Annotated in this window: 22 protein-coding genes and 1 tRNA gene; 3 read left to right on the plus strand and 20 right to left on the minus strand. The window is 51.1% G+C overall.

The annotated features are described in order from the left end of the window. The first annotated feature begins 31 nt into the window (after positions 1–31). Positions 32–565, plus strand: coding sequence for a hypothetical protein (locus GWK78_03685; GenBank protein QHU94099.1), 534 nt, complete (start codon positions 32–34; stop codon positions 563–565). Positions 566–576: 11 nt separating this feature from the next. Here GWK78_03685 and GWK78_03690 read toward each other — a convergent pair whose 3' ends face one another. The 3 genes from GWK78_03690 to GWK78_03700 are packed head-to-tail and all read right to left on the minus strand — an operon-like array spanning position 577 to position 2444. Next, a complete protein-coding gene (locus GWK78_03690) occupies positions 577–1098 on the minus strand; it encodes a hypothetical protein (GenBank protein QHU94100.1) in 522 nt (173 codons plus the stop codon). Positions 1099–1152: 54 nt separating this feature from the next. Further along, complete coding sequence (locus GWK78_03695; GenBank protein QHU94101.1) at positions 1153–1566, minus strand: NUDIX domain-containing protein; 414 nt, start codon at positions 1564–1566, stop codon at positions 1153–1155. A 47-nt stretch (positions 1567–1613) separates the two neighbouring features. Further along, positions 1614–2444 (minus strand): SDR family NAD(P)-dependent oxidoreductase, encoded by an 831-nt coding sequence (locus GWK78_03700; GenBank protein QHU94102.1) that lies wholly within the window; start codon positions 2442–2444, stop codon positions 1614–1616. Between the two features lie 64 nt (positions 2445–2508). Between GWK78_03700 and GWK78_03705 the strand changes: the two genes are divergently transcribed. Further along, on the plus strand, positions 2509–2859 hold the full coding sequence (locus tag GWK78_03705) for a MerR family transcriptional regulator (GenBank protein ID QHU94103.1): 351 nt from the start codon (positions 2509–2511) through the stop codon (positions 2857–2859). A 45-nt stretch (positions 2860–2904) separates the two neighbouring features. Here GWK78_03705 and aspS read toward each other — a convergent pair whose 3' ends face one another. The 3 genes from aspS to GWK78_03720 are packed head-to-tail and all read right to left on the minus strand — an operon-like array spanning position 2905 to position 6270. Beyond that, on the minus strand, positions 2905–4746 hold the full coding sequence (aspS, locus tag GWK78_03710) for an aspartate--tRNA ligase (protein ID QHU94104.1): 1842 nt from the start codon (positions 4744–4746) through the stop codon (positions 2905–2907). 8 nt (positions 4747–4754) lie between these two features. Next, positions 4755–5753, minus strand: a complete 999-nt coding sequence (ruvB, locus tag GWK78_03715) for a Holliday junction branch migration DNA helicase RuvB (GenBank protein ID QHU94105.1) — start codon at positions 5751–5753, stop codon at positions 4755–4757. 31 nt (positions 5754–5784) lie between these two features. After that, entirely contained in the window at positions 5785–6270 is a 486-nt protein-coding gene (locus tag GWK78_03720) for an HIT domain-containing protein (GenBank protein ID QHU94106.1), read from the minus strand. A 104-nt stretch (positions 6271–6374) separates the two neighbouring features. Here GWK78_03720 and GWK78_03725 point away from each other — a divergent pair, with 104 nt between their 5' ends. Beyond that, positions 6375–7712, plus strand: coding sequence for a hypothetical protein (locus GWK78_03725; protein QHU94107.1), 1338 nt, complete (start codon positions 6375–6377; stop codon positions 7710–7712). A 5-nt stretch (positions 7713–7717) separates the two neighbouring features. On the opposite strand, the gene ruvA is transcribed toward GWK78_03725, so the two are convergent. The 14 genes from ruvA to GWK78_03795 all read right to left on the minus strand — a co-directional run bounded on the left by ruvA (position 7718) and on the right by GWK78_03795 (position 21577). Beyond that, positions 7718–8296 carry a Holliday junction branch migration protein RuvA gene (gene ruvA, locus GWK78_03730; protein ID QHU94108.1) on the minus strand — a complete coding sequence of 193 codons (579 nt, stop codon included), beginning with the start codon at positions 8294–8296 and terminating at the stop codon, positions 7718–7720. Then, positions 8293–10719, minus strand: coding sequence for a PBP1A family penicillin-binding protein (locus GWK78_03735; GenBank protein QHU94109.1), 2427 nt, complete (start codon positions 10717–10719; stop codon positions 8293–8295). Before GWK78_03735 ends, ruvA begins: the two co-directional genes overlap by 4 nt. A 7-nt stretch (positions 10720–10726) precedes the next feature. Continuing rightward, positions 10727–11209, minus strand: a complete 483-nt coding sequence (gene ruvC / locus GWK78_03740; GenBank protein ID QHU94110.1) for a crossover junction endodeoxyribonuclease RuvC — start codon at positions 11207–11209, stop codon at positions 10727–10729. A 70-nt stretch (positions 11210–11279) separates the two neighbouring features. Next, a complete protein-coding gene (locus GWK78_03745; GenBank protein QHU94111.1) occupies positions 11280–13109 on the minus strand; it encodes a hypothetical protein in 1830 nt (609 codons plus the stop codon). Positions 13110–13228: 119 nt separating this feature from the next. After that, complete coding sequence (locus GWK78_03750) at positions 13229–13945, minus strand: YebC/PmpR family DNA-binding transcriptional regulator (protein ID QHU94112.1); 717 nt, start codon at positions 13943–13945, stop codon at positions 13229–13231. Positions 13946–14002: 57 nt separating this feature from the next. Beyond that, complete coding sequence (locus tag GWK78_03755) at positions 14003–15001, minus strand: hypothetical protein (GenBank protein ID QHU94113.1); 999 nt, start codon at positions 14999–15001, stop codon at positions 14003–14005. A 176-nt stretch (positions 15002–15177) separates the two neighbouring features. Further along, the gene (locus tag GWK78_03760; GenBank protein ID QHU94114.1) at positions 15178–16632 is read right to left on the minus strand and encodes a hypothetical protein; all 1455 of its coding nucleotides are present in this window, start codon (positions 16630–16632) and stop codon (positions 15178–15180) included. A 102-nt stretch (positions 16633–16734) separates the two neighbouring features. Next, a tRNA-Lys gene (locus tag GWK78_03765) sits at positions 16735–16811 on the minus strand. Between the two features lie 69 nt (positions 16812–16880). After that, a complete protein-coding gene (locus tag GWK78_03770; protein ID QHU94115.1) occupies positions 16881–17372 on the minus strand; it encodes a hypothetical protein in 492 nt (163 codons plus the stop codon). Then, the gene (locus tag GWK78_03775; GenBank protein QHU94116.1) at positions 17369–17857 is read right to left on the minus strand and encodes a DUF192 domain-containing protein; all 489 of its coding nucleotides are present in this window, start codon (positions 17855–17857) and stop codon (positions 17369–17371) included. The genes GWK78_03770 and GWK78_03775 overlap by 4 nt, the downstream gene beginning before the upstream one ends. A gap of 24 nt (positions 17858–17881) precedes the next feature. Next, positions 17882–18799 carry a RimK family alpha-L-glutamate ligase gene (locus tag GWK78_03780; GenBank protein QHU94117.1) on the minus strand — a complete coding sequence of 306 codons (918 nt, stop codon included), beginning with the start codon at positions 18797–18799 and terminating at the stop codon, positions 17882–17884. A gap of 2 nt (positions 18800–18801) precedes the next feature. Beyond that, positions 18802–19311: a clan AA aspartic protease gene (locus GWK78_03785; GenBank protein ID QHU94118.1), complete on the minus strand. Its 510-nt coding sequence runs from the start codon at positions 19309–19311 to the stop codon at positions 18802–18804. Further along, the gene (locus GWK78_03790) at positions 19301–20218 is read right to left on the minus strand and encodes a hypothetical protein (protein QHU94119.1); all 918 of its coding nucleotides are present in this window, start codon (positions 20216–20218) and stop codon (positions 19301–19303) included. Before GWK78_03790 ends, GWK78_03785 begins: the two co-directional genes overlap by 11 nt. 42 nt (positions 20219–20260) lie before the next feature. Continuing rightward, positions 20261–21577 carry a hypothetical protein gene (locus tag GWK78_03795; protein ID QHU94120.1) on the minus strand — a complete coding sequence of 439 codons (1317 nt, stop codon included), beginning with the start codon at positions 21575–21577 and terminating at the stop codon, positions 20261–20263. Between the last annotated feature and the right edge of the window lie 87 nt (positions 21578–21664).

A 21664-nucleotide genomic window follows, 5' to 3' on the forward strand; every position in this document is an offset into this window, starting at 1 on the left:
CAACACCTAATTGTGCTATAATGGCACGGTTATGAAAATATTTTTTAGACGATACATTTCAGAATTTGTCTACGGTGCGGTGGACGGCACAGTCACGACCTTTGCCGTCGTGGCAGCTTCGGCTGGCGCCGGGATTTCCAGCGCGATCATCCTTATCTTGGGGGTTGCAAATTTGATCGCCGATGGTTTTTCAATGGGCGCTAGTGCTTACCTGGCAGCCAGCGCCGAGCACGAAGAATCAGCCCGCGACACCCAAAAGCGAGCATCCCCTAAGATCATTGGTGCAATAACCTTCCTAGCTTTCGTTGTAGTCGGTAGCGTACCGGTATTGCCGTATTTAGTCGACGTCGTTGCAGTCTCAAAAGTACCAGGCACCACCCTGTTTTACGTCAGCTCCGCACTGACGGCGGTGACGTTCCTAGCAATTGGCTTCACCAAGGGTAAAGTTGGCAAGCAATCACCATGGCGAGAAGCAGTTATCACCCTCCTCCTCGGAGCGGTCGCCGCTGGACTGGCGTACTTTGCCGGTGATGTATTGGCGGCGTGGTTGGGCGTTCAGTTATAATCAATAGCGTGTCAGATGCCACCGAGTAATCTTTCCCGGTACGCCCAGGCCTCATCATACGATAGATACGGTACGCTATCTGTTACATTATTGAGAGATCCCTTTGGTAGTTTTTGCGCTTGCGCCATAAAGTATACGGCGGGCCTGCCAAATTTCCCGTAATCCCAATTACGAGGGGCATATTCATCAAGAAACCGTGTTGCAGCAACTGCCACGAACCCGTACTTAGCGTATTTACGACATAAATCCTCACCAAAACAATCTAATTTTGTCACTCCAAAAGATAACACCGACGGCATCATAATATCTAGCGACTGTTTCACAGGGTTTTGTCTTGAGCTAAAGATATTTGCCAAATTATCCCCCTCAAGAGCAAACCCAGCCTGATCATTATACATAAGAACCGTCACCATCGTTTCGTAATCAACCTGTGAGTAATCAGACAAAAAACACTCCCTGCTATCACCAGCCATAGCTTGTTTTATTGCCACGTAAAATTCTTCGGCAGTAACGCGACGTAATTTCTCGTGCATCGTGTGAATTTTATATCATACTATAAAAATATGGTCAAATTTATACACCACACATCAATCGGGCCACCACTTCAACAAAAAATCCCGATAACCCGGCGCGAGTTTGTCGGTAGCTTCAACTTCTGTCCGCGTCAACCAGACTGGTCGCTCCTCACCGCCATCACACGCTCGGTCCGGTAGTTCAATGTTACCGTCAACCGTGGCCGTGTAGCCAAGAATAATTTTATGGTCTCTTACGGTACCGCCCTGTGGATCGCGCACATAAAAATCAGCTGGGGTCGCATCAATTGTAACGCCCAGCTCCTCGCGCAATTCCCGCCTCAATGCCACGTCAGGCGTTTCACCAGCGTCAATATGCCCGCCCGGCAGGCCAAAACCATCATCGTGCGGATAATACATCACTAGCGCACGCTTGCCATCACTACTATACAACGCTACTTTTACACTAACTTCGTGTCGATCATACATCAATGTCACTATACCAAACCTAGACCCCGACCGACAAGTAACTTCACTTACCTCGTCTGTTTTTTAGCTATTTGCTCAAAGACACCATCGCCCAAGAGATGCCGTGCGTAGAAGAGAACTCTCGCCAATTTACCAACAAGATACCGACGTCGTGGATGCTTACTCTCAATAACTGTTGCTACTGTATACGCGACCACGCTAGGCGGTGACATGGTCCTATATGACTGAGATAAGTTGTGCGATATTGCCTTTGCCACGCCGCTATAGGCCCCATTTGACGAATAACGAGTAAGCGGCTCTTCAGCTAATTTGTAGAAATTTGTAGCGATCAAGCCAGGCTCAACTATCACAAGCTTGATGTTGTATTCCTGCAGCTCTAGCCGCAAGCTATCGGAAAACCCCTCGATAGCGTGCTTTGAAGCATGATACCAGGCACCGAGCGGAAAATACACTCTGCCTCCAACCGATGACATATTAATAATCAAGCCCGAGCCCGCCTCTCTCATGCTAGGCAGCACAAGCTGCGTCAGCCTAGCCAACCCAAATACATTCACCTCAAACTGCCTGCGGGCCTGTTCAATTGGAACGTCCTCTACCGCCCCCAGTAATCCATAGCCAGCATTATTGATAAGTACATCTATTCTTCCCTGCTCGTCACAAATCTTTTTTACCGCAGCCTCAAGTGATTTTTCATCTTTCATATCACCTGGTATTGGCCGAAGGCCTTTAATTTCTTGAAGCACCTCACTATTTCGAGCAAATCCGTACACTATGTGGCCTTTCTGCAAAAGCAGCTCGGCGGTCGCTCTTCCGATACCGCTGGATGCTCCAGTAATTAACACTACTTTATGATTTGAATTATACTTTTTTCTACTCATAATAGTAGTATAATCTATGGAGTATACTCTATAGTCAATAGGTAATAATGAGGGAGGTTTTACCATGCTAATTCATCAACTTTCCAAAAAATCTGGTGTTTCTATTGATACCATTCGTTACTATACAAAACTCGGTATTTTACCGGTAACACAACGTCCTGCTGGAAGCCGCAGTTATTCAGACTACGACGAGAGTGCACTCGAGTACCTCACGGAGATACGCCTCGCTAAATCAGCAGGCTTTACGCTGATGGAGATCAAGCAATACATCAAGGAATGGAATGACGGCCAGATTACACCCGATACGGCTATTGATATATTGCATAAAAAGATTGCGATGGTACGAAAGAAAAAGTCTGAGCTTGATGCAATAGAAGCGATATTAAAAAGCAAAATAACACAGCTCCATTCCTAGCTACATTGCCATAATTGAGCATCTGCTACCTACTTTGGGAGGCTACTACAGTCCCAACTCCTTTATCTGCGCTGAATCAACCGTTGATGGCGAATCCATCATCACGTCAACGCCCGAGCCGTTCTTTGGAAAGGCCAAGGTTTCGCGGACGTTCGTTTCGTTAATGAGCTCCATGAGGATGCGGTCGACGCCAAAGGCACAGCCAGCGTGCGGCGGTGCACCGTATTTGAAGGCGTTGAGCATAGCACCAAACTTTTCCTCGACGTAGCTTTCACTAAAGCCAAGTAGGTCAAATACTTTGTACAGCACCGCCGGGTTGTGGTTGCGCACGCCACCGGAGCAAATTTCGTAGCCGTTCATCACCATGTCGAATTGGTCAGCCACGATGGCCAGTTTTTCGGCATCGGTCGTCGCCGATTCCAGCACCTCTAGTCCGCCCTTTGGCATACCGAATGGGTTATGACCAAAATCAAGTTTCTTGTCATGGTCGTCCCATTCATAGAATGGAAAGTCGATAATCCAAGCCAGGGCTACCTCATCCGATTTTTTCAGGTCGAAGTGAGCAGCAAATTCGTTTCGCAGGCGACCAAGCACAGTGTTAACGACTGGGCGAGTGTCGGCACCGAAGAATATAACATCACCATCCTCAGGATTCATCTTCTCTATAAGTAATCTATGTTCTTCGTCCGACAAGTATTTTGCCACTGGCGAAATCGCATCATAGCCATAAAAGTTACTACCAACAACCGGGATCGTATAACCCTGCGCCTCGTCTGCATTTTTGATTGTCACGTACTTGATGTAAGCCAAACCGCCCGCCCCTTCACTTTTGGCAATGTCAGTAAACTGGTCGATTTGCTTGCGGCTCAAACTAGCGCCGTTTTTCACGCAAATCGCCTTGATGCACTCAGCGTTTTTGAACACGCCAAACTCGGTATTGGCGAACACGTCGGTCAGCTTAATCAGTTCCATGCCAAAACGCAAATCCGGCTTGTCCGAGCCGTAGGTCTCCATGGCGTCGCGGTAAGAAATCCGCGGAATTGGACTACCGTCACCAACCGCGAGACCGCTCAAGTCCAGCAACTTTTTGCCAGCAAACTCAGTCGCTAGCTGCCGCATCAATGGCTCGACTTCCCGGCGAACCACCTCACCGTCTTCAACAAAGCTCATCTCCAGGTCTAGCTGATAAAACTCACCGTACAGTCGATCAGCTCGCGGATCTTCATCGCGGAAACACGCCGCCAGCTGGTAATACCGCGGCACGCCGCCAACCATCAGCAGCTGCTTGAACTGCTGGGGTGCTTGCGGCAAAGCGTAAAACTTATTTTCCTGCAAACGGCTCGGAATGAGGAAATCACGCGCGCCCTCGGGGCTGGAATTTGCCAAAATCGGCGTCTGAATCTCGATGAAGTCGCGGTCGTCCATATACTGATGCATCCGGCGGTACATTTCAGCGCGTTTTTTCAGCATCTCCTGCATCTTCGGCCGGCGCAAGTCGAGATAGCGATATTTGAAACGCAAATCCTCACCCGCCTGGTTTTCTTCGGCAAATGGTTGGATCGGCAAGGTTTCAGCTCGGTTGAGAATTTCCAGATTTTCCACCACAATTTCCACATTACCACTGGCAATATTTGGATTTTTCAAACCTTCGCCACGCTCCGTCACCACGCCGCTAGCACGAACGACAAACTCATCACGCAGGCTTTCCGCCAGACGAAACGCTTCCGCCTGCTCGGGATTAATCACCAACTGTACCAAGCCGGTATGGTCACGCATGTCAATAAAAATCAGCCCGCCGTGATCGCGCCGGGAATGCACCCAGCCAGCCACTGTCATCATTTCCCCAACACTATCAGGGGTATGTATCGCCAAAACTCTCTTTTTCATATCTGTTATTATAGCATATTGATGTGTTTTTTCGCCTTCGGCGTCACCCGCCGACCACGCGGCGTACGCTCAATAAAGCCAATTTGTAGCAAATACGGCTCATAAAAATCCTCAATCGTCGTCGCTTCGTCACCTGTCAGCGCAGCAATGGTCGTCAGCCCCACCGGATTATCACCATAATTTTCCAGAATTGACTGTAGTAAATTGCGGTCGGCTGGGTCCAATCCCAGCTCGTCCACTTCCAACATTTCCAAGGCGCTCGTTGTCGTTTTCACATCAATTATCCCATCACCGTTGACGTCAGCGTAGTCGCGTACGCGCTTGAGTAGGCGGTTAGCGATGCGCGGTGTCAAGCGGGCTCGTGTTGACAACAAGTTCGCCGCTTCATGCCGAATCGACGATTCCAGGATGGCTGCACTCCGCGTCACAATTTTAGCAATGTCCTCTGGCTCGTAAAATTCCAAGCGGTAAATATGTCCAAACCGATCGCGCAGCGGCGCCGCCAGACTGCCTGTCCGCGTCGTCGCACCAATCACCGTAAACCGCGGCAGATCCAACCGAATTGACCGAGCTGCCGGGCCCTTGCCGATGACGATATCCAGCTTGAAATCTTCCATCGCCGAATATAAAATCTCTTCCACCGCCCGGCCGAGCCGATGAATCTCATCAATGAACAAAATATCGCCGTCTGCCAAATTGGTCAAAATTGACGCCAAGTCGCCGGCTTTCTCAATGGCCGGGCCGCTAGTGATGCGTAAGTTTGTCCCCATCTCATTAGCGATCACCGTCGCCATCGTCGTCTTACCCAGCCCTGGCGGACCGTAAAGCAGCACATGATCCAGCGGCTCGCTACGCTTCTTTGCCGCTTCAATTGCCAAGCACAAATTACGCTTCAACCGCTCCTGACCAACATACTCACTAAAACTCTGCGGGCGCAGACTGACTTCAATCCGCTGCTCCTCGGCGTCATCGTGCGGACTAGTATCGACTATTCTTTGAATTGCCATAAACTAATTATATCATCCACAGCGGAGCGCACTAATCTCTCGTAAGCCGACTACGCAGCGCCTGCATAATTTCACAAAACATCTCGTCGCTCACCGTGTGTACTGCATCCTCTAAATGCCGCGGCCATTTTGGATCAGGAAATTCCTCACCAGCAAAGGTGGTTCCACCGAGATAGCGCGGATACAAATGCCAGTGCACGTGCGTTGGCCGACCAGCCTTCACTGCATTATTCATCAGGCATTCCCAGTTACACACATCGGCGCCAAACGCTGCTTTGACTGCCTGCTCAATTTGACGAATCACCTGATGCAGCTCCGTCCAATCTACCTCATCCAGCTCCGACAATGTCTGCTTGTGCTGGCGCAGAGTGATAAATGACTTACCCAAATAGCACTGATTCTTGTCAAGCACCGCCACCCAACGTTCAGTCTGCAATATGACATTGTCGTCAGCCGCCGTCTGACCAACGAGCAGCGGACAGATTCCACATTCTTTCTTTGTCGCGCATGTATTCATGATGCCTCCTAGTATGAATTATACCACTTGGCGAGGAGTGTCTGTCCACAATCCGTACCATATTATTGCATAATTATAAATTATATTTTATAATTGTTATCGTTATGAGCGAAAAGAGCAGCATGTCGACTAGTGATAAACCGAAAGAACTGCCATTACGAGTAAGAGTTCCGTGTGTAATACTAGGCGGGATAATAGGAGGGGTGACGGGTTTTGTGGGTTATAACCATATAGCTCATCGTAGCCCTAAACCTCAACCTGCAACTGCAACCGCAATAATAACCGAAACCGTTCAGCCGGCTGAGCCGCTAGAGACACAGGGGCCATTTAGCCTGCCTGATATTCAACCTGTTATTATCACCGACTCCTCAACAACAGAACAACATGTTGCCGAAGTAAGCAAACGCGCAAGAGCAGAACTTGATAGAGCCGAAGACATCCTAGCTACCACCATGGACGTCTCCAAGAGCACCGTTTATGAAGCAGTAACCATGCCAATGGATGAACAGCCAATTGATCCAGAAACAAAAAAGCCCTGCCCCCCTGTCGAAAAGATACGAGAAGTAGCCAATAAAATCCCCTCCCTCGGCGGTACAGCGATTCGCTATTTTATCCTGCCACCTCATTTATGCAACAACAATCAGTTCGGCGCCTACGCCCAATATCACACACGAGACATCGTCACAAGATCAGACAATATGAATATCATCAACTCTGGCGTTATTATGCACGAAGCCGGACATTTGTTTGGACTGCCACACGTAAGAAGGTTGAGAATTGAACACCCAGACCTAAAAGATGAGGAATGGCATAATATCAAACCAGAAGATTACGATATTACCAATGATTTGCGAAATGGTTACGGTCAATTCCCTATGCAAGCAAATGGCAGCATCGATCCAGCATCCGGGAAAACAAGTGTCATGGGCTATCATTACGAAATTAACAGCTGGTGTCTTACGCATGGAAGTTGTACTCACGTCTATAATGGACCCGAAAGAAACAAGCTCGACGGTGAAAAATTCCCGATCCGTGACGTTGACCCAGCAACATTGCGAGAGACTCCCGTTGACCTCGTAGTGTCTCCTGAGGCGCGCAATATTCAAGGTATCCGCGTTCCTGTGCCAGAAGATCATCCAATCCGCCACATTCGTGGCTGCGAGTCAGTCACCCATATTATCATTGGCGTTGATCACTTATATTATTCGGCCATCAACGGTAGCCCAGGCTTCACAACGTATGTTGTTGCCGTTGATCAGGACGATAACCTCATTGAGATAGACGCACCGAAATTTGAAGAGTTGGCGTACTCGCCAACAGTATCAGATGAATTATTTGGTGAAAAACCGCAATATATCTACAATGATAGTATGCTAGGCATCAGCGTTACCGCACGGCTTGTCAATAAGCAGGCTGTGCTGCGTATGACAGCGTTTAAGTGATAAGATCACTTCTTCAGCGCCTCGGTCACCCGCTGTGCCGTCGGCAGATTGACATCGATATTTTCCAGCGCCTTCGTGGCGTCAGCCAAGGTGTAGCCCAGCGCCATCAGCGCCTCTAACGCTTCGTCGGAAGTATTCAATTCAGTTTGGACTGGCGCGGCCGCTCGGCCGTACTGCGTCGGTAGGCCAACTTTATCGCTCAAATCAACCACCACGCGCTCAGCGGTTTTTTTGCCGACACCAGCAGCTTTTTGCACAAACGCACTGTCAGCGTTGGCAATGGCATTGCGTACGTGCTCTGCATCACCGAGGCTGAGAATTGCCAACGCTGCTTTCGGACCGACACCCTGAACCGTGATGAGCATTTCAAACAGCTTCTTTGCCGCCAGACTCGAAAAACCGAATAGCTCCTCCGCCTGCTCGCGCACATGATGATAGGTGTAAAACTTAGCGTCTTGACTGAGCGCCACCGCCTCGAAATCACCAGCCGACACGCTCACTTCATAACCGACGCCGTGAACGTCAATCACGATGCTGCCCGCGCCAAACTTTTCAGCGATCGTACCAGAGAGATGGGCGATCACGGTCGTCTGTCTCCGCCGCCCGGAGGATTGGTTGGGCCGGGCGAGGTGCCGCCACTGCCACCACCCGAACCGCCACCGCTGCCACCGCCACTGCCATTACCGCCACCTGGATTTTGATCGTCATCACCGGTACTGCCACACGACGCAGTCTTTCGCGAATGTTTCGTCGCATCAAATTTGTCTTCGCTGATGGTGATGAGCCGCTTGGTGGCTAGGTCACAGACAGTGATCTGCTTAGTGGTGGACGTTTGCCGACAATCAGCAGCGTTCTTGGAATATTTAGCGGCATCAAATTGATCTTCAAAAATTGACTCCATTTGCTTGGTGGCGAGGTTACACACCTCAATCTTTGGCTTGGTCTGATCACATTTCTCGGTCGGGAGGGCGTTTGAAAGGAAGTATTCTTTGTAAGCACCGGGGCTGGAATCGTCAGCCAGACCACCGTTGCTACTACACACACTCCGCTGGACAACGCCGTTTGGCACATCAAAACCAGTTTTCGCGCCCGCCAGCAGCTTGGTCATTGTCGCCCGCCAAATTGGTGCTGCCACATCCGAGCCACCGCTGTTCATGACTTTATTGTTGTTATTGCCGACCCACACGCCGACAGCATATTGCGGCGTATAGCCAATCGTCCAGGCATCGCGGTTATCATTGGTGGTACCCGTCTTGACAGCGACCGTTTTACCGCCCACCGTCAGGCTACTACCAAACATCCCTGCCCGCGCGGCATTGTCCGACAGGATGCTAGAGATGAGATAGGCACCGCTCTGGCTGATAGCTTGGCGTGTGTTCGCTGCTTTCCACGAAACGTTTTTGTTGAATTTGTCCTTGACTTCGGTGATAAGATTGAGCGATTCGTACTGCGTACCGCCATTGGCAAAGGCCGCGTAGGCGTTAGTCATCTCGCTCAGGCGCACCTCGGCCGAACCAAGCGCCAGTGACAATCCGTAATTTTTGTTTTCATCAAGGGTGCTAATGCCGAGTTTCTTAGCGGCTTGGATGGAACGATTGATGCCGTACTTTTGCATGATCAGAACGCTCGGTATGTTCAGCGACCAGCTGAGCGACTTGCGCGTCGTCACCTTGCCGTTCCAGCGACGGGTGGCATTGTACGGTACGTAGCCATTAAAGTCGGTTAATTTATCATCAAAAACTGTCGCCGGCGTAATGATGCCGTCAGCCATCGCCTGCGCATAATACAGCGGCTTGAAGCTCGAGCCAGGCTGACGCGGCGTGGTCACCATGTTGACCTTACCCCACTCGGCATTATTGTAATCAGCGCTGCCGACCAGTGCCCGCACCTCGCCGGTTTTTGGATCAATGACGATACCACTGGCGTTAGTGCCACCGAGGCGATTGATTTGCTTCATTTGTTTGGCGATATTTTCTTGGAGGAGATGCTGGGTGTCGAGATTCAGCGAGGTCTTGACGCGGTAGCCCGAGCGCATAACTTTTTCGTAACCGTATTTGTCACTGAGCTGTTTGATGACCATCTCGGCAAAATGCGGTGCTTCGGAATTTGTGTGAGCCGCACCGCCGCCAGTATATGCCAGCTGTGTGGCTTCTGCCTGCCGCTTCTGCTCCTCGGTGATAAAGCCTTCAGTCTGCATTCGACCGAGCACCGTCTTTTGGCGCTGCTTGGCGTATTCGGCATTACCGCTGATCGGCGAATAGCGACTTGGTGCCGGCAGCACGCCAACTAGCATGCTACTCTCAGCCAGTGTCAAATCCTTCGGCGATTTATTGAAATACACCTTGGCCGCCTCCTCAATACCAAAGGCGTTTTCACCAAAGTACACCGAGTTGAGGTACATCATCAAGATCTGCTCTTTGCTATAATTTTGCTCGATGGCGATGGCCATAAATAACTCTTGGTATTTGCGCATAAAGCTGTGTTCATTGCTGAGTAAATTATTCTTAACCAACTGTTGCGTCAAGGTCGACCCACCACCATGCCGAGTAATCGCTGCCCGGAAAATACTGAAGATATTAAAGCCGCTGTGCTTATAAAAATCCTTATCCTCGCTAGCGATCAGCGCCTTTTTCATATTCTCAGAGATATCGTTAAGCTGCACCAAGTTCCGCCGCTCGGCATTGCCAACGCTATAAATCACCTTATCCTTGGCGTCGGTCAGCACGATACCGGTATTGTTGCGGTTCATCAGCCGCTCCTGATCAGCGATGTCGCGCGCATAGTAAAGATAGCTGGCAATCGGCACGATGATCAAAAACAGTAGAATCGGCAGCAGACACACCATAATTTTTTTCGGCCGGCTCAGCCGCCAAAACCACAAAAAGTGTTTGTGTTGACGCGGTAATTTACCGGATTTCGCCTTGACTTGACCGAGATTGGCATACCGACCCATGTGCGGCGGCTGCTTCTTTATCGGAGCTCGTTTTCCCTTGCCTAATTGCACCATGTATCAATTATACCACGCTGGGGCGCGTCATCGCTGCGTGGGTGATGGCCGCCGCCAGCGCATCGGCGCAGTCATCTGGTTTTGGTGCTTGGCTGAGGCCTAAGTTGAGGCGCACCATTTCCTGAATCTGCTTTTTGTCAGCCTTGCCGTAGCCAGTCAGCGTCTGTTTGATCTGTAGCGGTGTGTATTCACTGATCACGAGGCCTGCCTTGTGTCCAGTCAGCATGGCCACGCCACGAGCATGGGCCACAGAAATAGCAGTGGTGACATTACGCGCAAAAAACAACTTTTCAATTGACATCACCTCAGGTCTGGTCTCAGCGATGATCTCCGTCAGGCCATCAAAAATCTCCGCCAGCCGCTCGTCCAGTGGCGTGTGCGCTGGCGTCTTGATCACACCAGCCGTCACCAGCCGGTAGCCGCCCCGCTTCGTGTCAATCACACCAAAGCCCAAGATACCAGTCCCCGGATCAATGCCAATAATTCTCATGCGTTTATTATAGCACCCGGCCGGTGACAATAATTAATGCGAGGGCCACCTCGACGAGCTACTCACCAAATTATCGCTTGCCGCGCGTGATGGCGTGTTTTAGCCAGGCAGCAGCTCGGCCGATTTCCCAGCGCCACTGCCAGCCAGCATAGCCAACCGCCAGCAGGCTGACGCCGCCGAGCACCCACCAGCCCCACATCGCACCCGTCACCTGCTTGACCTGCTCCGGCGCAAAGCCAGTTTTCGGTGCAGTAGCCAGCGCGACCTTGCGGCAGCGGCGGGTCTTTGGATTGCGCTCAAATCCTTCTGGACAATCTTTTAGGATGTCATCGGCGGCAGCGATTTTCTTGCAGCGGCCAGTTGCTGGGTTACGAAATTGACCATCAGGACATGGCTTTAACACTTTGGCGGCGGCTGAGGCGATTGAGCGACAGCGACCCGTCGCCTCGCTGCGATAATACCCTTCTTTACACGGCGTTACAGTCTTTGCTGCTTCGATTTTCCGACAGCGACGCGTTTCAGGATGCCGATATTGACCAATTGGACACGGCGCTAACACATCAGGCACAGCAGGTGGCACCGAAATCTTCACACATTTACCCAGTGCGTTACGCTCATAGCCATTCTGGCAGTCCGCATATTCCTTAAACACATTGGCAGCATTTTCAGTCACCGCAAACGTTTGCTTCCATTCCCCGTTAAATAAACTCCACGACGAGTCTTTGGCTAGACCGGCAAACGACGTCTGGTCAATTTCATTGCCGCTCTCGTCCAGCGCGTACACTTCACCGCCACCAGTTTTTGTTAATTTGAGGTTTGTCTCTGCCAGCCGAATGACATGCAGTGCCCCGGCCGCCAGCTCAATACTCCTGAACGTGTGCGTTGTGTCCTTATTCTTGCCTCGACCTTTCACGAGAATGGTGCAGCCCGTAAGGTCGAGATCGCTGATCCCGGCGTTAATAATCTCGATAAACGGCGCGTCGACATTGGTCGCGATCTCATGTAATTTCAAGCCACTGCAGCGATTGATCGGTGGCGCCGGATCAACTGGCGGACGCGGTTCATCAGGCTCAGTACACGCCGGCAGTTCACGCAGGCGCGGCGCCTCGCCGACCGAAAAATCGCTAGCGTTATTATTCGTATCAGTCACCACGCCATTTATTTGGCAGCGCCAGGCGTGTAGCTTATCGTCCAGATTGATCGGGCTGCCTTCGCGCTCTGACGCCGCGCCCCAACCAACCAGATCCGACACCTGCCCATCACTCATCACCAATTTGACAGAACCGCCGGTTTTTGCCAGTACTTTCTTGCTATCAAACCGCAGGTCAGCCTGCTCATCGGTTAGCCGGCTATCACCGACCACCAACGCCCCGCCCGCCGGCACCATTAGGTCAGTCGATATTGTTTTAAGCACTGTCACATGCCCCTTTTGGTTAACATACTGCAGCGTCCAGCCAGCGATATTGACTGGCCCTGGCGACGGATTGTAGAGTTCGACGTACGCGCCGCGCGCTGTATCGAGGCCAATTTTAGTGATCAAGAGTTTAGCCGATGTACGAGCCGCAGCTGGTGGTGCAGGAGGTTCGGAAGGCGTTGGCTTGGCCGGTGCGGGTGTCGATGGAGTCGTGGTCGGCGTTGACGGAGCGGGCGTAGACGTAGACGTACCGCCAGAAGCTGTGTCCGGCGTGGTCGCTACTGGGGCTAGTGGCTTGGTCGGAGCTGCCGAGCTGGGTACTGGATTGGCTGGACGCGGCGCGGGCGTATCCGTTGGCGCAACCGATGTCGAGCCACCAGCAGGAGGTGCAGCCTCTGGCGGGGAGTCGCTTGCAAACGCCACCACCGGCTGAAACACCAGCGCAATTATCGTTGACATAAGTAGTAGGCGGGTCAAAACCTTCATTGTGAACTCCCTGCTTGGCTTATGTTGACTGATTATATTGTAAAAGAAATTCCTCCGAAACGCAAAAGAGCGCCGTCGGGGGCGCTCAATACATAGTCGATGTATAGCCTGAGCGAAGATTACTCCGCGGTGATGTCGGCATTGGTGTGCACATTCACCACGTCGTCCAGGTCATCCAGTGCATCAACCACCTTCATCAATTTCTGTGCGGTTTCCGTATCAGCAATCTCGACCGGCGTATTGGCGATGTAGCGCAGCTCGGCGTCTTTTACTTTCAATCCCTGCTCTACTAATTTATTCCTGACACTCGCCAAATCTTTCAGCTCCGTGTAAACAATAATCTCACCGTCTTCCTCAACCGCATCTTCAGCGCCAGCATCTAACACTTGCAGGAGCAATTCTTCGCCCGTACCCTCCACGGTGATTACGCCCTTGCGGGTGAATTGAAATGCCACACTGCCAGCGTCAGCGATTCGCCCGCCGTTTTTGACTAGTGCCGTCTTCACTTCTGGCAAAGTACGATTGCGATTGTCAGTTGCTGTTTCGATGATGATGCCGACGCCGCCCGGACCATAGCCCTCATAGGTAATTTCTTCCAGCGCTGCTGCGCTTTTGTCAGCCACGCGGTCAATCGCCCGCTGGATATTAGCGCTTGGCATATTGGCAGCCTTGGCTTTTTCAATGGCCATTGCCAAACTTGCATTTAATGTCGGATCAGTGCCGCCGCGCGCCGCGATTGCAATTTGGTTACCCAACTTCGTGAAAATCGCACCACGCTTCGCATCAACAATCGCTTTCTGCCGGTGCGTCGTCGCCCATTTACTGTGTCCTGCCATGTGTCTATGCCTCCAGAAAATTCGTTTCTTTTAGTATAGCAGAAAACGGGCGAGGGGTTAACTATTGAGCCGGTCAGTAGTGTTTTCTGGAAAGGTAAAGCCGCCGCAATCTGATTCTATGCGCACCTCCCTGATATATACCCCGTCGTAATAGCTTCCTTCATCGACACGTACCCTATATCGAGGAGAGATAATGCCCCCACGAACATACGGCCCCAACGTCCCTCTTATATACCCCTCAATCATGCCCTTGTCTTGCTCCAAAATACCCGGCGGAAACTGTAGAGCAGCACGCCGGCGACTCCCCGACAAAGCTTCACAATCATTTGTGGCATATGCTACAGGAGACGCCTCACTTAATTTCGCTGCCCAGGGAGTCGCCTCCTCACACTCAAGGTCTGCATTGATCCGCAGAATATCTTTTCTCTGTTGAGAATTCCTTTCGGCAATAGCTATCACAAAATCCGATAACTGTATGTCATCAGGCGTCAGCTTGCCTCGCTCCTGCCGCTCGTCAAAGTCACTAATAAATTGGCGTAATGTCTCATCACTAGCCTTATCAGCTGCAACGAGGGGCGCCATCACCTCGCCCATGAGTTTCGAACTGTCTTCTTTAATTAGGGCTAGTTTCTGGGCATATGCCCGGGCATCCTCCGTCGATTCCTTAATTTGCTGCAGCCGCACAGATGTTGCCTCTCTAATTCTCCTGCACCGCTCGTCAAACTCATCCCTGGCTTGTCTGATTTGTTCTGCTTCGTCAGCCAAAATTTCCTCACGTTGCCGTTGAGTACCCGGCTTGGTATTACCTTTCTTGTTGTTGTATTCCCGATATACGTCGTTCATTGCAGTAACTGTTCGGCGAAGATCATCAAATGTCATCGGAGCAGCCACCTCCTGTTCTCTCTGCGCCTCATCACCCTGTGCATCCTCATGAGCTTCAATCTCATCAGACTGTTGCTCACCATCATTAGTCGATGCGGCCGCCAGCCCCTCCCATGGACCCGTCAAGCCCCGGCCTTGATTACTGCTATCTCCACCTACTCTTTCTTTGCCCATTTCATTCCTCCAAACAAAATAACGTTTAGTACTCACCAGCCGCTGCCCGAGCGAGGGCCAAAACCTGAACCCGCGCTCACTCACCCCGAGGGATTAGCTGAATGAACCCATGGTAGTACATCCATCAGGTTTCCTCAAGTATGAGCGGGATCAGTAGCCTGCCATAGTCGTCCACGCTACTCAACCACATTACTCTCGCGCAGCCGCAGCCCGGTCTGTCGCCGCATCCACCACATTGCCCCGATAATGATGAGGTAGGTAATGATTACCCACGGCCAGCTCAAGTTCACCTCCAGCTGCGCCCAGTCCAGCCCTGCCAGCCACGTGGCGACGCCGACCATATACTGGAGCAGCCACGTTGTCGGCGCGGCGATGAGCCCGGCCACCACCGGCACATCTACGCACACGCCAACCACAAAGGTCAGCAGCATTGCCAGCGGCACCAATGGCAGAATGAGCACATTCGCGATCAGCGCCACGTTACTGATCACGCCAAACGACGCCACCAAGAGCGGTAATGTCATGATCTGGGCCGACACCGTCTCGCCGATAATCTGCCGGATCACCCCGGGCGACTTCGTACCAAAAAAGTATCGCTGCAGCAGCGGCGCCAGGATAATCACCCCACTAAACGCCGCGAAGCTCAATTGCCAGCCGAGATCGTTCCAGCCAAACTGCGGATTGATAAGTAGCGTCATCGCCGCAGCGACCGGTAGCAGCACCAGCGGATGAATCGTCCGGCCATAATACCACGCGGCTAGGCTGAGGCCCGCCACCAGCCCGGCCCGCGACATGCTCGGACTGAGGCCGGTCATCGCCATAAAGCCAATGATCATCGCGCCGGCACTTAGCGCTGCCAGATATTTCGACACCCGAACGAACAGCCGCCGTGCCAGCCGCACCAAAATCGTTAAGTTATAGCCGCTGGCCACGATAACGTGCGTCAAACCCGCAACCTGCAGCGCCGTCATCAATTCCAGCGGTAATGCCCGCCGTAAACCCATCAAGAACCCGAGGCCCAGCGCCGCCTCCGACTCCGGCACGTACCGTCGCACCCGCTCCGCAAACCAGTCACGGACGCCCACCGCCACGTCGCCCGGCTGCTCGCGCGTCACTTGCTCGACCGCTGCCCTGGACATCCGCGCCGCAAACGCCCCGAACCCATCAATTAGCGTACCCCGAACGGTGACCACGTCGCTACGTTTCATCGCCTGACTATGCCTCGTCACCACCCAAACACTACCAGGTAGCCGCCGATCATTACTCACGATATCGCCCAGCCGCAACACTGTCTGCCCCTTTTTATCAACATCAGGGTCTTCCAGCACCCGCCCGCTCAGCCGCACCGTTTGGCCGAACAGCGTTTGATAGTGCTCCAGTCCAATCTGCCCCAAACTGCCTCGCCACAGCCCAACCAGCACTCCGCCGACTAGAGCCACTATGACCAGCCAGCGCCGCGCCCCGACGAGCGACGCTAGGGCCAATACCATTCCCGCCACTAACCACATCCAGCCAGCAAACAACCCGTACGGCGCTTGCATCACGCCGATAACGCCGATGACGATGCCGACACCAGCCGCCGCCAACAGCCACGACACATGCAAACGCTGAGTGAGGCCGAGAGACTTCATATAGTTAGTATACGCGAAGTGCGGCCAGACTTACATCAAATCACCTGATAATGAATACGCGAATTAAAAAATCCTAGTTCTGAACTAGGATTATTCTCCACTTGGAGGGCCCACCGGGGCTTGAACCCGGGACACCCTGCTTAAAAGGCAGGTGCTCTAACCAACTGAGCTATGGGCCCGCACATGACGCGCAGCGCAACGAAGCGAGGACGCGACTTCTCACATTTTATCACAGAGAAGCGGCATTTTCAACGCTTTGTTTTCTTGGAGGCGGGCGCCTTGGCCTTGAGTGGCACACTCATATCAAGCAGCCCCGCTACCAGCCCAACGGTCGCCGCATAGCGCCACCAGTCGCTCAGCAATTTGTATGTCTTCATCGCCTCCGCATCCAAGCTCATAAACTTGCCCAGTGGCCGCACCAGCATCGCCGCTGCTAGCACGCCGACTAGCACTGCCGAGATTAGCCGCAGTAACTTGCCAGGCCCCTTTGGCCCAGTAACTAATAATAGCACCAGCGGCCCCACCGTCAAGATAATCGTCGCCACGACACCATTCGGTAGCCCTGCTACGTTACTGACGCCCAGCCCGCCGATCACCCCGGCCAGCCACTCCGCCCACAATTCCGCCAGCAGTGCGCTGGCCGCCAGTGACAGCGCCAACACGCCAAATCGCCGATTCAACACGAACACTAGTGCCGTCACCGCCACGGCCACGCCGCCAAACAACAACACCATGCTCATCGCTGCGCCCCCGCACTAAACCGCGCAGTGACGCCCGGCTTGATACCATGCTCCTTGGCACTACCCGCCGGCAGCTCTAACACGTACCGCGCCGGAACTGGCGTGTGATATACCTCATGCGGCTCATTGTCAGGCCAGACATCACGCTTGACGTGCACGACCTTTTTCTTGGCATCTAGCCAGATAATATCAATCGGGACGCGCATACCCTTCATCCAAATTGGTATATCACCGTCTTTCTCGGCCACGAACAACATCCCCTCGCTCTTACCCAGCTCCTGCCAACCGCCCAAGCCTCGCGCCCGCGTCTCGTCCGTATCAGCGACCTCCACTCGAAATGTACCCTTGCCGATGTCAACAGTCGTGTACGTTTTATTCATCTGGCGCGCCACCGCCCATACGCCGTAGCCGATCCCGGCCAACACGCCGAGCACGATCACCCAAACGATGATCCGCTGCACTATCGACACCGACTTCGCATTCATACTCCCATTATAGCAAGTTTATCTTCAGGCGCCGACTTTATCTTTTTTGTTACCGCGCTTGGCGTTGCGATTAATATAATCAATAATCCGACCAGCCACATTGCGGCCCGTCACCTTTTCGATGCCAAATCCTGGGCTGGCGTTCACTTCCAACACCAACGCGCCACGACTTGAGCGCATAAAATCAACGCCGGCTACCACCAAGCCCATCGCCTTGGCGGCTTTGACGCACATTTTTTGCTCATCAGGCGTCAACTTGATAGCCGTCCCCTCGCCACCTTTGTGTAAATTACTGCGAAAATCATCATCCAAGCTCTGCCGCTTCATACTGGCCACCACTTGACTACCGACCACAAACGCCCGAATATCGGTGCCGGCCGACTCTTTGATAAATTCCTGCAATAGCACGTTTGTGCCGTCAGAATTGCTGAGATAAAACGCCTGCATGACCGACTTGGCGGCCTTGATCGTCTCCGCCAGCACTACACCGTTGCCATGCGTGCCGCGCGCCAACTTGATGATCGCTGGCGTACCGCCAATCTCGTCTAGTAGCACGTCAATATCGGTTTCGTTGCGTGAGAACACTGTCTTTGGAATTGCTACGCCAGCCCGCGCTAGTAACTGCGTCGAGCGCAGTTTATCCCGCGCCCGCGTAATGGCGATTGACCGATTCATAAAAAACGCCTGCGGATTCGCCATCTCCAGCTGTCGCAATACCGCCGTCCCGTAGCGCGTCATATAACTAGCAATCCGCGGGATGAACACATCGAAATTATCAACCTCCTTACCGCGATAAATAACCTTCGGATGCTGCTCGTCAATTGACACGTAGCAGTTTTTATACTTGATAACCTTAATTTGATGACCGCGTTTTTCGGCCTCTTCTCTGAGGCGGAGGGTGGAGTAGTTAATATTACCGTTACTGAGGATTGCAATTTTCATGACTACTTATCCTTTGGCTTATGGTATTTTTTATAAAATTTGTGGGGATTCTTTGCCAGCTCCTTATTCAGTACTTTGTTATCGGTAGCATATTTGTATCGATGCGCCGCATCACCCTCACGCACATCAACCAAGAACTTGCCCGCAACAGTACGACGTCCTATTAGAACTGGGTAGAGATTACCAGAACGATCCGAGAGGTTAAATAGTGCTTTAATTTTACGCCCCTTGATAGTCACGGTAAAATGTGTTCTATAGCGAATTTGCTCATGTCCAGATGAGCTGCGTACCATTGCTACAGTGAAATCCGTTCGCTTGAAAATCTTCCCGTTATAGTAAGGCGAGCCTTTGCCGAATAGGGCAAACTTTAACACACCATCTTTATCAACACGAATATTGCTCGCCCATACCGATGAGCTGTCTGCACCAGTATCAACTTTGGCCGATATGCCAATAGCCCGCCGACCAAAATCAACACGGACATTTCGTCCAATAACCTGCCTAGCCAACATCAATACCTACCATTTCTAGAAGCATCTCACTATATTTTCTCACTTTCTCATCCTGAAACGCACCAGAGGAAACCTGCGGTGCATTATTGACCTCCAGCAAATACGACTTATTGTTGGTACTGTCAAACATCACGTCAACACCCGCAACTTGCAGCCTCGCGATAGATGCAGCTTTAACGCAGACATCAATAACTTCGGGCGAAACCGACTCGATCGGTACGACCTGTGCGACACCACCTTGAGAAGTGTTGTTAAGATGTGAGCCGTCGACACCCTTGCGTTCAATTACTAAAACTGGCTTACTGTTAAAAACCAACACCCGCAAATCGCCAGAGTTTGGAATAAACTCCTGCAAGACAAATCGTTTGTCTGGGTACTGCTTTTGGATATCGCTAATCTCTGCGACCGACTCAACTAAAAAATTTGAACGACCCTTTGAGCCTTCATTGTCTTTCATAATTGCCTTTCCGCCAAACTCTGGAAAGCGTCGGATCATTTCATCTATATTACCATAAAAGGTGTGTGGCCAATTTTTAATACCATTAAACCACAGTAAAAATTGTGTACTTATCTTATTATCCAGCATTAGCCGATTCAAGTACTCGTCTGTATAACGAATGCCAAAATACTCACAATACTGCACAATAGCCTGAGCTTCATTCGCCATCTTACCAATATGACGAATGACAACCAAATCAAAATCACGAAGATCAAACTTCTTCTGAGAGTGATAGATATTAATTGCATATGCACTTAACTCAAAAAATAGCTCAGATATTTCACAGTGTTCAATCTCAACACTCTCCCCGATACTATTTTGTACACGGCTAGCAAAACCTCCAGCCTTGCCCCTTGCTTCTTCGCTCACCGCTCGTGCTATCAGTAAGACTTTCTTTTTACTCTTCATTTACAGGATCCCTTTCTGTGGCTTTTTAATAAATTATATGGGTTATTGTATGTCGTAGGAAATATGGTCTGGATTTGTTGGATCATAACGTACGCTAAGAATATGACGCAATTTTTCTAGCCTTTCTTCTTCTGGAAGTCGGGCAATATCATTCAACCAGCCAGCGGCTTTTTGTGCACCCACAAAATATGCACTATCACGCGTATCAATTGCGCCGCCGCGACGGGTACGATGAACCTGACGTTGAGCATTTGAGCGAGCCTTATCAATATCTACCACACCACCATTTTGCTCCATCAACAACACTTCACGCCGCCAAAGAATTTCGAATGTCTCACGATAATTACGCGGATCACCGCCTCGATCGGCACCTGCCTGCAGACCAATTGATAAATAATACTGCTTGCCGGGAACACGTTTTTGACCCGTAATAACCTGTTCTAGACACGTTGCCAAACCCTCTTCAAAATCTAGCCCACCAGGACCACTTCCCCGACCACCATGAACCACCGCCTCATGAAATGCAACACCTATAGCGGCTAGCTCATTAGGAAAATCTGCCCGGTTCTCACCATAGTATACCGTTTTCTCACGAATACTTGTGTGTGCTGATTTACCCGAATCTAGTTGTACACTCCATTCTTCTGGCAACCCAGCGACCTGTATCACTGCTTTACAAACATCAATAGCCTTATCCACGGGCACCGGCTCTTTAGATGCCTTATCAATCATGGAGCCAATCTCTGGATATATATTTCTTAAGTCATCATGAATAATTTTCATAGTTTCATCATTTAGCCCAAGCACCTCATGGCCACCCTCATCAATAGGCTGTTTTTCAAGAAGACTCAACAGTTCAGTCGCCTCTTTACGCTGCGAATTACTCACCAAATCAATTAACTCGTTTACCATCGCAGCAAAAGCCGGTTTATCAATACCTCCCATAATATCTAGCGACAACTCTGCAGCTAAACGGCGGTGCTCAAGGCAATCTGATGATGCTACCGACCCAAGAGCCAACTGCAACTCCTCGTAACGAAACAGTTCGCCCGTCTTGCGAATGATTTTATCTATTAGTTCTTCATGTGTCTGTGATCGATCCTCAGATGGAGTGCGCATTAGTTCATTAAGGAGGCCCTCATAGAGCTCAATCGTCTCTTTAACCGTCTCTGTGTTGTGTCGTCCGTCCATCATCTGCCGTGGTTCGGTTAAGTCTGGATTATTAAGAAATTCATGAATTCTATTCTGACGTTCAGTAGCACTAGTGTTCAGGTTAAGGTAATGCTCATAGCCAGGTGTCGCTGTAAAAGGATTTTGGTCAAATATCTGTTTTTTAGAATCTATTGTACTAGTTACCATAGCTAATATAATAACATAAATCTTATAATAATACAATATAGTAGTCCTGGCCGAACAACCCCCTCCTCACACCGTCAAACCACCCTA

It is taken from the genome of Candidatus Saccharibacteria bacterium oral taxon 488, from assembly GCA_010202845.1.
Taxonomy (GTDB): Bacteria; Patescibacteriota; Saccharimonadia; order Saccharimonadales; family Saccharimonadaceae; genus Nanosynbacter.